The organism is Nitrospira sp. T9 (assembly GCF_052156535.1).
In the GTDB taxonomy this organism is placed as follows: Bacteria; Nitrospirota; Nitrospiria; order Nitrospirales; family UBA8639; genus Nitrospira_E.
The window spans coordinates 245,292-257,331 of sequence record NZ_JBQKUP010000044.1; the positions used below are offsets into that span (position 1 = coordinate 245,292).

The window sequence follows — 12,040 nt, forward strand, 5'->3', positions numbered from 1 at the left end:
AACCCTGTTGGCGTCGTAACACATCCAACAGGTAGAGTGGGGTGACCCAGTCCACTCCATACACAAACAGTTTGCCAAGATAAGGAGAGTATCTCCGAATTCAGATCCTGTCTGTCTTATTATCTGAAAAATTTACCCACATGAATCCATGTTGAGCGATTCAAAGAATGTCCGTCTGATTTATAGGGGTGAAGGTCCCTGTTCATTGTGGTGGGTGGAAAATTGTTTGATGGCTGGGAAGGGTTCATACAACAACCTTCCAATATGAAATAAATAAAGAGCCGTATTTGTTAGCGATCCATCAACGTCGTCTTAGGGTGCTATCCTATTTGTGAAAGTTTATTAAAAGCATTTAAGGCGGCTACCTTGTAACATTCCGCAAGAGTCGGATAATTGAAGATACGGTCAAGAAAATAATCCAGACCTCCCCCTAATTCCAGGACTGCTTGCCCGATATGGATGAGCTCCGTGGCACCAGTACCAATCACATGGACGCCGAGGAGCTTTCGGGTCTCACGATGAAACAGCATTTTGAGCAAGCCGCTGTCATCTCCCATAATTTGCCCGCGAGCGATTTCCTTATAGTGGGCAACCCCGGTTTCATAAGGAATTTTTTTTTCGGTCAGCTCATGTTCATGTGCGCCGATCATGGAAATCTCAGGAATGGCGTAGATGCCGAAGGGAAAGTGTGTGTCCATGGGGCCGGCACTGACCCCGAAGGCATGGCAGGCAGCCCGTCGACCTTGCGCGGCGGAGGTGGAGGCGAGACTGGGGAACCCGATCACGTCTCCGGCGGCGAAGATATGGGGGATCTGCGTTCGAAAAGCTTGATCGACCGCAATGCGTCCACGATTATCCGCCGTCAGGCCCGCAGCAGCTAGATTTAATCGATCGGTTGCGCCGATTCTCCCGGCAGAATACAGGACCATGTCGGACACAAGGCGCTTCCCTGACTCCAGTTGTATCACAGCTTGTTTGGGAGGACCTTCAGCAATGGTCAATTTTTCCACGGTTTCTCCCAATCGGAAGGTCACATCCCGGTTTCTCATTTGATGAATGAGTTCCTCAACGATTTCGTTGTCCAGAAATTCCAGCAAACGCTCCCGTTTGTCCACCACGGTCACGTCGATTTCGAGTGCGGCAAACATTGACGCATACTCCATCCCGATCACGCCCCCGCCGACCACCACTAATTTTTTGGGCAAGGATGTGAGGTGGACAATCTCGTCACTAGTGAAAATGATTTCACCATCCACGCCGGTACCAGGTGGTGGGGCGGCTACGGTTCCGACTGCAAGCAGAATATTCTCAGCCGTGACGGTTTTCGTCTCGTGTTCTGTGTGAATCACAAGGGTATGGGCGTCGGTGAAGGAGGCTTCGCCGGAAATAAGTTCGATATCATTCCTCCAGAGCTGGTCCTCCACGATGTCGACTTCGCGGTTTCTAACGAGTTGTACACGAGAAAATAATTGTTCCGCTGTGGGACGGTGCCGTTCCCGGTTTCTTGTCTGTTGGACAAACGGATGGTTGGTGGCCATGAAGGATAACACGGCCTCGCGTAGAGTTTTGCTGGGAATGGTCCCGAGTTCTATACACACGCCGCCCGCGCACTGCTGACGTTCAACCACTCCCACTCGCTTCCTGAACTTGGCGGCTTGAATCGCCGCTCGTTGGCCTGCCGGGCCGCTGCCGATACATAAGAGATCAAATTCGAATTGGTCACTCATTTGAAAAGAAATAAATCAAAATATATTTGATGCCGTGTGCAAGGATGATATCCGGATATTACGGGGCATCCTGGATGTAAACACAGAATGGGGAAGAGTCTCAAGCCTTTTTACTCTGCCATTCCCCTCAATGCGAAAGGACTGATCCCTCACGACACGCTGATTACGGTTGTACGCCTATCGCCCGGTTGGGGATGCTGTCCATCCTCCTTTGGCTCATGCCGGTATTTGTCCCCATCACGGCCTGGAAAATGCCATCTCTATAATTGTCCCCTTAAATCATTAGCATTGAGGATGCCCCTTGTTCGTATATCGTATGGCGATACCGGTTAATGACGTGACGGTATAATCGTAGGGAAGGGCTACGCCTCCAACATACCCCATGCCCCATGGGCCGTAGGGCCCCCCATATCCCCAACCGGGGTAGCCATAGGCTCCCATTCCCCAGGGTCCACCCATCACCATGGGGCTTTGGTACCTGATGCTATGCTCCACATGCTTTTCAGGCTTGGTAAACACTACGGCATCACTGCCTAATGAAGCTGCCTTTTTAAGAATGTCGATCTGCCAGGTGGCATAACTATCTGACTCACTACCTTCCATGCTCAATTGAGCAATGCTGATGTGTGAACAGAAAGGCTCCCGGTCTAAAATTCTAACGCTCTGCCATGAAGATTTGGCCGGAAAGGTCTGAGAGGTGAGGAGAAGTGTGTTGACGGACGTACACCCGGCCATGAATATTCCGAAACCGAGGAACCCCATAAAAACCATGTCCAACCCCGTAGGTGATTTCTTGATGGCATGGCGTTGACTCATGGAAGGTACCGCTCAAGTATGTGGCTTTCTGTCATCAGGTGACCTCTTCAATGGTATTCCGTTGTCGGGGATATCCTTTAAGGCGTATCCGACATTGGTTTTCATACCTGCGCCATGCAGGCTTTAACTCATGGTGCCCGCAGGGAGGTTCCTGAACTTGTCATAACTTGGCCTCCGCATATCGTAAATGTTCAAGTTGAGGATTCCCTTGTTCCATGTGCCGGGTTCACCCTTGAAGATCAAGTACTCGCAAATCATGAATGACAGTGGGATTTGTACAGGGAGTTTATGGAAAAAATCTATCCGTTTTTTGATGCCATTCAGGTTGATGGTCAATTCACCAATGCGTTCTTCCAGAGCACTGAGGATGGATCGTATAGGCTGAACATCTGCGAGTGCCGCCCGGTTCCCATTCCCGTGATGATTGACGCCAAAACCACCAAAAGTACCTTTGTCTCCTTGCCGCATAGGCCATTTCCAGTTGACCAGGGGTGAGGGTGGGTCAAGGATTGGGTGGTTTGGTCAAATCATTATTCACCCCCTTATTGTCCGCGTTGACATCGATTCCCCCGGCTGATGGTGGTTTATCAAGATCGACATATTGGAACGTATCGAAGGGCTGGATCTGTTCATCGGCGGGCAATTGGTTGCGGTTCCAGCCCCCGCCCAGCGCACGAATGAGGGCCACGGAAGATTTCAGCAGATTAGCCTTAATTGCTACGGAGTCGATACGCGCCGCTAGCGTGTTGACCTCGGCGTAAATGAGCTCAAGACTGGAGGCCAGTCCGCCAAAATAGAGGCTGGAGGTCAGGTCTTGCGTTTTGAGATAGGCCCCGACGGCGGCGTCCTGCCGTTTGGCCGCTGTGGTGAGCTGGTTGGTCAGACTCAAATTGTTCTCGACTTCGCGAAAGGCGTTGAGCACCGTCGAACGGTATCGGTCTTCCGTCTCGCGATAAACCGACCAGGACTGCTGCAATTGGGCGCGGCGAAATCCACCCTGGAAGAGCGGGAGCTCAATGGCGGACCCGTAGGACCAGAAACTATTGGCAAGCTTGATCAGATCGAAGCCGGAATCTTCGAATCCCCCGCCGGCCAGGAACGTTACTTTAGGATAAAAGGCCGCGCGAGCGATGCCGATGGCACGGTTGGCCTGGGCCATCCGGCGTTCCATCGCCGCGATGTCGGGGCGACGCTCCAATAAGGTTGATGGAATTGTCTGGGGCACCTCGAAATTTTCCACACGGAGGTCGGCGACCGGTTCGATGGTGAAACTGGCCGGCGCTCTATTGAGGAGGATGGCAATCGCCTGTTCCGTCACCTGCCGTTGGCCTCGAACCTCGGCTTCTTTCGTCTCAGTGCTGAACAGCAGGGATTCGACACGGGCAATGTCAAGTTGTGACGCGATCCCGACGGTGAACTGGTTCTTGATCAGTTCCAGGGAGCCCTTATAGAGATCGATTGATTGTGTATAAATCGCAAGTTGGGCGTCGAGGCCACGAAGGGTGAAATAGTTCGCCGCAATTTCCGCCTGCAAACTGAGGCGCGCAAGCCCATATTCAGCCGCACGTTCTTCGGCCCGGTACATCTCAATGCGCGTGGCGTTGCGGATCGCCGACCAGAAATCTGGCTCCCAGGATGCAATCCCCCCGACGGAAACCGTCGAGGCAGTATCCGAAATATCAGGATCGCGAAACAGATGATTTTCGGATTGCCTATTGCGGGAGGTGCCGAACCCCAGACCGGCATGTGGGATACGCCGTGAACGGGCTTTCATCATCATATCGCGGGCCTGGACAAAACGCTCAGCGGCCGCCTGCAGATCAGGATTTGCCGCCATGGCCTCCTCTTCAAGGGTATTCAACACCGGATCGTGATATAGCATCCACCAATCCTGTCGTAATTCTCCATCCGAGGGCTTCGCTTCGACGAAGGGACTGGAACCGTGCCATGAAACGGGGACGACGAATTCGGCTGGTTGATAGTCCGGCGCGAGATCCACGTGTGGCAAGCATGCCGATAGATGAAGGGCAATCATAAATACGCTGCTACGCCATACCCAAGTCAACAACATACATGGCATTTCTGGTCGTGTTCGCAAGGCTTTGCTTACCATGTGTCGACGACCGTCATTTTGATGATTGGTCTTTTGTCATAGGTGCTTCTGTTTGGGCCTTTGACGCGGCTATGTCTGTTTGGTTTTTTGAAGGAGGTGAATCGGATTTGAGACGGTCATAACCAGATGCTGGCGTGACAATGCGCACTTTTTCGTTTTCGAGCAATGCCGCGCTGGGATTATTCACAATGCGATCGGTGGAGGAAATCCCCTCTGTGACCTCAACCGTGGCGTCGAGGATTTTGCCCACGGTGATTGATTTGAAATGAATGCGATCATCATCCGTCAACACGGCAACTTCCGTGCCGTTCTCCTGGAACACCATCGCGCTGGTTGGAATCGTGAGGAAATCAGAATCAACGGGCGTCGTGAGAGTTACCTTGGCGTATGAGCCAGGCCAGAGGGCTCTGTCCTCGTTGTCCAGCACGAATTCGGTAACGGCGGTGCGGGTGCTCACATGAAATCCGCCTGCGACAGTAAGGAATTTTGCTGTAAAGCGACGACTGGGCAATTGCGGCACAGTTACCTCAGCCGTCAGGCCTGGCTTGAGGAATGCTCCGAAAGACTCCGGCACAGAGATAAAGAGGCGCACCTTGCTGACGTCGGCCACCGTAAAGAGGTTGCTGATCGCAGTGGGAGAACTGATCGTGCCTTCTTTGTTGACATAGTCACCGACATTGATGTTGCGATCAATCACTACACCATCAAAGGGCGCCACGATTGTTTTGAACCGAATCAGCGCCTCGAAATTTCTGACATGCTGCTCTGCGGCATTGACCCTTGCCGCCTGGGCATTCGCTTCTGCCACCTTTACTGAAATCGACTGCTCGGAGACGGAATGTTTGTCGCGGAGCGCCAGATAACGTTTTGCGGTCAATTTGGCGAGACCATATAGGGCGCGTTCAGATGCCAGATCCGCCTTGGCCTGCCGATATTGAGCGTCAAGAGCCGGCGCGTTGATTTTAGCCAGGACATCGCCCTTCTTCACCTTCGCGCCGTAATCCGTGTACCACATTTTCACATAACCCGCGACCTGTGCGTAGATCGGTGCCTCATACCAGCCACGAATATTGCCTGGGAGGGTAATGGTCTGTGTTGACGGTAACGGTTTGGGATTGATGATGGCTACGATTGGGACCGCGTCTGCAAGGGTCTCCTCGCGTAGCGCAGCGGCGCCGCTGTTGTGTGCATAGATCCGATAGCCCATGTATAGAATGCCAAGCAGGATGGCGAGGATCACAAAACCTTTCCCACGCAGGATCTTCATATTATCCACTGGCCTTTTGGCCAGACCCTCGACGGTTGTAGATGATGGCATACACGCAGGGCACAAAAAACAGAGTGAATACGGTCGCGACCATCAGGCCGCCGATGACAGCCCGACCCAACGGCGCGTTGGGGGAGTTGCCCATTGACATCGGCAGCATGCCGATGATCATGGCCGATGCCGTCATGAGCACAGGACGGATGCGGGCTTTTCCGGCTTCGACGGCAGCCATAATCGCGTCTCCATGTATTTCGAGCCGTTCACGGGCGTAAGATACGATAAGAATCGAATTGGCGGTTGCGGTGCCCATCGTCATGATGGCCCCCGTCAGCGCCGGTACGGAAATATTCGTGTGTGTCAGGAACAATGCCCAGGCAATACCCGCCAAAGCCCCGGGCAATGCTGTAATAATGATAAAGGGATCCAGCCAGGATTGAAAGTTGACGACGATCAGGAGATACACCAGCACGACGGCAAAGATGAGGCCGACAATCAACTCAACATACGCCTCGTACATGGTTTCGGCTTGCCCATGAATTTCAAGCGCTGCACTGCGTGGCAACTCGTCCTCCAGACCCTTGGCAGCCTTCTCCACATCCGCCAGAACGCCTCCGAGGTCGCGCCCTTCGGCAGACACATAGATATTGAACAGCGGCATAATGTTCGCGTGCGAAATCAGGCCAGGCGTCCCGATCATTGAATGTGTAGTCACATTGCCGAGTAGCTGTACGTTATCTTGCGACGAGTCGAGATTGTTCTGATCGACTGGGACCGTCATGAGATTTTTAATACTCGTGAGCTGGGGCTGTGGCGTATAAATGTTGATCTGATAGGAGATGCCGGTTTTGTGATTAAGCCAATATTGCTGATCGATCTGTTGACTACCAGAAGTGGACAGCAGGAGATTGTCGGCGATTTCCCCCTCGCTCAGGTTTGTGCCGAGACCGAACGTGCGTTGGCCTTCAACGAAAAGAGTCGGCGTGCGCATCGTCTGCTGTATCGTCACGTCACTGGCGCCGGGAATCTTGCGGAGCTCTCCGGCCAATTTCCGTGCAAACTCGTAGTTGGCGTACATTTCCATCCCATTAATTTGCACATCGATCGGTGCCGGCGAGCCAAAGTTGAGAATTTTGGCGGTCAGATCAGCCGGCTGGAACGTGAATTCGGTGCCTGGATACCGCTCCCGCAGACCTTTGCGGAGAATACGCCGATAGTCCCAAACCGGTGACTTTTCATTTTTCAGGTCGATCGTCAGGTCGCAATCCTGCGACCCGATCGTCGGCGTCGGTATAAAAGCGAGGTTATGCGGTCCGACCGGCAGGCCGCAATTGCTGACGACCCCTTCAACCTGCCCGGGAAGCATCTGCGCGATGTCTTTCGAAACGAGAGAGCTGAGACGGCTTGAGACCTCAATACGTGTGCCGAGCGGCGCTCTCATATGCATCTGCATCGTCCCCGACTTGACTTCGGGGAAGAAGTCTCGTCCGTTGAAATAGAACAGGCTGAGGGAGGCAAGTGCGAGCGAGAGGGAGATGACAACGAAGGTGCGGCGATGGGCAATTGCTTGTTCGAGGCGGGCATTATAACGCTCACGGAACCGGTCGAAACCGCGTTCGAAACCCTGCTGGAAGCGGACGAAGAAGTTTTGGGATTTTTCCGGTTGGCCCCCACTGCCGTCTTCAGATGCCGGTGGCCCGTGGTGATCCGCGAGGATATATTTTGCCATGGTTGGCACAAGCGTCCGGGAAAGGATGAACGATGAGAGCATGGCGAAAATGATCGCCTTCGCCATTGGTGCAAATAGCCAGCCGGATACGCCGCTGAGCTCGAAGAGCGGGAGCCAGACGATGGCGATGCTTAACGTGGCGACCAACGTGGGGACGATGATCTGATTGGCGGCGTCGACGATCGCCTCATCGAGGGGTTTGCCCATGGCGAGATGGGTGTCGATATTCTCAATCATGACCGTCGCGTCGTCGACGAGTATGCCGACGGCCAATGCCAATCCGCCCAACGTCATGAGATTCAGTGACTCTCCGGATAAGTTTAAGCCGATGAGTGCGGACAGGATGGAGAGCGGGATTGAGGTGGCGATGATAACGGTTGGCCGCCATGAGCCGAGCAACAACAAGACGATCAGGGCAACCAGTGTGGAAGCCGTTGCCATTTCTTTCACCACGTCCGCGATCGATTCCTTCACGAAAAGTGAGGCGTCGTTGAGAATTTTAACCTCCACGCCCTTGGGCACAATCTTTTCAATACGCGGAATTGCCTTCTTGACCCCGTCAACCACTTCCAGGGTCGAAGCCTCCCCGCTCTTCATGACGACGAGGGTGACGGCCTGTTTGCCTTCCACCAGCACGGCATTCGTTTGTGGCGGGCCGGCGAGGGTCACATTGGCGACATCACGCATATAAATGAAGGCGTTTCCGTCTCGCTTGATCGGAATATCGTTGAAATCCTCCACCTGCAACGGCATCGCGTTTGTCTGGACCATCCAATCAGTGGCCTTAATCTTTTGGTCGCCTGCGGGCAACACCTTATTCTGCCTATCGAAGGCATGGAAAATATCTGCTGGAGTGAGGCCACGGGCAAGAAGTTTTTGCTGATCGAGCGAGACCAGGAGCTGTTTCGGTTGTCCTCCGTATGGGTGCGGCAGGATCGCTCCGGGAATCGTCACGAGCAGGGGACGGATTTGGGTAAAGGCAAGGTTATAGAGCTCCGCGGGCGTTAGCGTGTCGGAGGTGACTTGCAGCATGGCCACCGGCACGGATGATGCCTCGAGACGCATGATCATAGGCGGTGAAATATCGGGCGGCAGGGCTTTGACAACGGTCTGCGAAATCGCCGCAACCTCGGCTTCGGCACCGGCAAGGTTGACTCCCTCCTGAAGAAAGATATTGATAATACTGATGCCGAAATAGGATTTGCTATCGATCTTCTTGATGCCTTCCACCGTTGAGGTCAAGGCGCGTTCGAAGTAAAACGTGATACGCCCGGACACATCACTCGGTAGCAAGCCTGCGTAGGACCAAACCACGGAGATGACGGGAATCCTGATATTCGGAAAGACATCGGTTGGGGTTTGGAGCACCGACTTCGTCCCGAATATCACGATGAGAATGGCAAGAACAACGAAGGTTAAAGGCCTTCGCAAAGCAATGAGGACAAGCTGATTCATGCGCAATCTCTGCTAAATGCGGCTAAAGGCGGGTTGAGGTTTTTGTCATTGAGACACTGCGTACCCCATGAATCGTATAAGATACATCCCCTGACTCATGCATCTTTTCTGGAGAACAGCAGAACAATTACCAAATTGGATTACCGAATAGCAAAACAATACCCAATTTGGATTCTCTCGATATCCGGGTCAGTAAGAGCAACAGGTGCTCACCAGTATCCTTTTCATCTGTTCAACTGGAATCTTTTATACAGCAAAGCTTGGCAAATGTTGAGTGCATTTTTAGCAAGGCGTGCATCAGGCGGAATCTTCTACTTCCGCAAAATCCCCAAAGTTGGGCGATTCGACAAAAAATCATGGAGAAATTGTCAGAAATGTGGGATTGAAGCAGTTTTTCTTTATAGGGTCACATGTATATATTCTCCAATTGACATGGACCCTGTTTTGTCAAGAAAAAAGGGTAGGTTGATGTGGTTTTTCTGAATGTTTGAGGAAGTTGGGAGATCACAAATGAAGCGACAGCCTCTCAAGGAAGAGCGACAGATCTTCGTCCTGGCAGCCGTTCTGCGTCTGCCTATTATTTGAATAACCGCTCCTCAGGAAACATACGTCGATCCAGATTGGACAAGCCATGGTCTGGAGCTTTCAGAGTCGGACTTTTAGTAATGGGAAAGAATTGTTTATTTCATGCTGGGCAATCGCACCAGCAACTCCTGCTCAAATGTGCCTTTGACCCCCTGTCAACACGAGGTGACCGCTTGGAGTTCAAAATATTGGTCATAGGTGGGATTATTTCCAATCCCTGGCCTTTCGCCTCTAGATTAATCCGCTGAATATGAGAAGAAGAACGGACAGCGATGATTCTATTCCAAGGTCCTTGCTGAATCCGTTGATAGATTGGATAACAGCATAGAATACATCGTCCTCGGGAATGATCAGAGTGGTGTATAAGAATCGATTCATGAGGAGGATCTGCATAACCATGGTCTCCGATTGTCGAACGCTTCACCCGTCCGTGCCAAAAACATCGAGCCCAGACAAGTTCCAATGTGCAAACAATTCGAACACGGAGGCTGAAATTAGGAAAGGAGGGTCAGACGGGTGCCATGAAAATCATGGTAAAATCAACATTCTTTAGAGCCTTTGACTGATCATTTCCTATGAATAGGGGGAGTAAAGGCTCCAATGAGTATCTCGATGAGCAGGATTCCACCTGTTTACAGAGTTGAGGATTGAAATTGCGCTCGATTTCCCGATATTTATCTGCGCAGATTAAAGGGGCTCATTTTTGATTATTATTGCACGGTCAAGCATTCTTCAAGGAGTGGGTGGTTTGGTCAAATCATTATTCACTCCATTATTGACCGCATTCACATCGATGCCTCCGGCAGGTGGTGGTTTGTCGAGATCGACATATTGGAACGTATCGAATGGTTGGATCTCTTCGTCGGCGGGCAATTGGTTGCGGTTCCAGCCTCCGCCGAGCGCGCGGACGAGCGCAACCGAAGCCCTCAGCAGTTCAGCCTTGATAGCCACCAAGTCGATACGCGCCTCGAGTGTGGCGACCTGCGCATAGATGAGTTCAAGGCTGGAGGCCAACCCGCCGCGATAAAGCTCCGTAGTCAGATTTTGCGTCTTGAGCGTGGCGCCGACTGCGGCGCCCTGCCGATTGGCCGCCAGGGTCAGCCGGTTGGTCAGGCTCAAATTGTTTTCGACTTCGCGAAAGGCGTTCAGCACGGTGGCACGGTAGCGATCTTCCGTTTCGCGATAGGCCGACCAGGCCTGCTGTAATTGGGCGCGGCGATATCCACCCTGGAAGAGCGGCAACGAAACAGTGGACCCATAGGACCAAAAACTACTGGCGAGCTTGATCAAACTGAAACCGGTATCTTCGAACCCGCCGCCGGCCGAGAACCGCACATCGGGGAAAAAAGCGGCGCGGGCGATGCCGATGACGCGGTTCGCTTGTGCCATCTGACGCTCCATCCCGGCTATGTCGGGCCGCCGCTCCAGCAAGGTGGAAGGGATGGTTCTGGGAATGGAGAAACTCTCTACCCGAAGGTCATCCACCGGCTCGATCGTGAAGCTGCTCGGCGTCATGTTGACGAGAATGGCGATTGCCTGTTCCGTCACTTGGCGTTGGCCTTGAATCTGGGCTAATTTCGTCTCCGTACTGAACAGCAGAGATTCGACGCGGGCGACGTCGAGCGCCGATGCGATCGCGCCGGCGAATTGTGCATTGACGAGGTTGAGCACGTTTCGATAGAGGTCGATCGATTGGGTATAGATCGCCGTCTGCGCGTCGTAACCGCGGAGTGTGAAATAGTTCGCCCCAATTTCCGCCTGCAGGCTGAGTCGCGCCAGGCCATAATCCGCGGCTCGCTCCTCGGCGCGGTAGAGTTCGGCCCGCGTGGCATTGCGAAGTGCGGACCAAAAATCGGGCTCCCAGGACGCGAGACCCCCGGTAGAAATGGACACTTCCCGGTTGTCTTCGCCGAGCCCGCGAAACAAACTATTGTTGGATTGCCTATTGTTTGAGGCGCCGAATCCCAGACCGGCGTGAGGAAGATACTGTGATCGGGCCCTCATCATTATATCGCGAGCCTGAACGAATCGTTCTGCGGCGGCCTGTAGATCCGGATTGGTTGCCATGGCCTGTTCTTCAAGACTATTCAGAATTGGATCGTTAAAAAGTTTCCACCAATCCGGGCGTAATTCATCATCCGACGGCTTCGCCTCGACGAAGGGACTTGCCCCTTTCCATGAGGCCGGAACGACATATTGCGGCGGTTCATAGCTAGGCGCCAAATCGACAGCCGGGAACCAATTGCAAGCCGGTAAGTTGAGTGTCAGCAGGATCAAGCCGTAGCGCCACGCACGGGGTAGAAAGATACGCCATACTTCAAGTCTTGGGGATAAAATTTCGCTAATCATGG

The 12,040-nt window shown here is 52.9% G+C and carries 7 protein-coding genes; 1 reads left to right on the top strand and 6 read right to left on the bottom strand.

What is annotated here, in order from left to right:
• Positions 1–320: 320 nt before the first annotated feature.
• Both sthA and ACTRXD_RS22200 read right to left on the bottom strand, forming a co-directional pair.
• Entirely contained in the window at positions 321–1,727 is a 1,407-nt protein-coding gene (gene sthA / locus ACTRXD_RS22195) for a Si-specific NAD(P)(+) transhydrogenase (protein WP_442433949.1), read from the bottom strand.
• 282 nt (positions 1,728–2,009) lie between these two features.
• Positions 2,010–2,543, bottom strand: coding sequence for a hypothetical protein (locus ACTRXD_RS22200; protein WP_442433950.1), 534 nt, complete (start codon positions 2,541–2,543; stop codon positions 2,010–2,012).
• Positions 2,544–2,831: 288 nt separating this feature from the next.
• On the opposite strand from ACTRXD_RS22200, the gene ACTRXD_RS22205 reads away from it, so the two are divergent.
• Entirely contained in the window at positions 2,832–3,038 is a 207-nt protein-coding gene (locus ACTRXD_RS22205; protein WP_442433951.1) for a hypothetical protein, read from the top strand.
• A 7-nt stretch (positions 3,039–3,045) separates the two neighbouring features.
• Here the strand turns inward: ACTRXD_RS22205 and ACTRXD_RS22210 are convergent, their stop codons facing one another.
• The 4 genes from ACTRXD_RS22210 to ACTRXD_RS22225 all read right to left on the bottom strand — a co-directional run bounded on the left by ACTRXD_RS22210 (position 3,046) and on the right by ACTRXD_RS22225 (position 12,038).
• Positions 3,046–4,614, bottom strand: a complete 1,569-nt coding sequence (locus ACTRXD_RS22210) for an efflux transporter outer membrane subunit (protein WP_442433952.1) — start codon at positions 4,612–4,614, stop codon at positions 3,046–3,048.
• A gap of 55 nt (positions 4,615–4,669) precedes the next feature.
• Complete coding sequence (locus ACTRXD_RS22215; RefSeq protein ID WP_442433953.1) at positions 4,670–5,923, bottom strand: efflux RND transporter periplasmic adaptor subunit; 1,254 nt, start codon at positions 5,921–5,923, stop codon at positions 4,670–4,672.
• Position 5,924: 1 nt separating this feature from the next.
• Entirely contained in the window at positions 5,925–9,104 is a 3,180-nt protein-coding gene (locus tag ACTRXD_RS22220) for an efflux RND transporter permease subunit (protein ID WP_442433954.1), read from the bottom strand.
• Between the two features lie 1,317 nt (positions 9,105–10,421).
• A complete protein-coding gene (locus ACTRXD_RS22225; protein WP_442433955.1) occupies positions 10,422–12,038 on the bottom strand; it encodes an efflux transporter outer membrane subunit in 1,617 nt (538 codons plus the stop codon).
• Between the last annotated feature and the right edge of the window lie 2 nt (positions 12,039–12,040).

Excerpts from the sequence above, each read along its gene's own strand:
- sthA (WP_442433949.1), bottom strand. The coding sequence starts at position 1,727 with ATGAGTGACCAATTCGAATTTGATCTCTTATGTATCGGCAGCGGCCCG.
- ACTRXD_RS22210 (WP_442433952.1), bottom strand. The coding sequence starts at position 4,614 with ATGTTGTTGACTTGGGTATGGCGTAGCAGCGTATTTATGATTGCCCTT.
- ACTRXD_RS22215 (WP_442433953.1), bottom strand. The coding sequence starts at position 5,923 with ATGAAGATCCTGCGTGGGAAAGGTTTTGTGATCCTCGCCATCCTGCTT.
- ACTRXD_RS22220 (WP_442433954.1), bottom strand. The coding sequence starts at position 9,104 with ATGAATCAGCTTGTCCTCATTGCTTTGCGAAGGCCTTTAACCTTCGTT.
- ACTRXD_RS22200 (WP_442433950.1), bottom strand. The coding sequence starts at position 2,543 with ATGAGTCAACGCCATGCCATCAAGAAATCACCTACGGGGTTGGACATG.
- ACTRXD_RS22225 (WP_442433955.1), bottom strand. The coding sequence starts at position 12,038 with ATGATTAGCGAAATTTTATCCCCAAGACTTGAAGTATGGCGTATCTTT.
- ACTRXD_RS22205 (WP_442433951.1), top strand. The coding sequence starts at position 2,832 with ATGGAAAAAATCTATCCGTTTTTTGATGCCATTCAGGTTGATGGTCAA.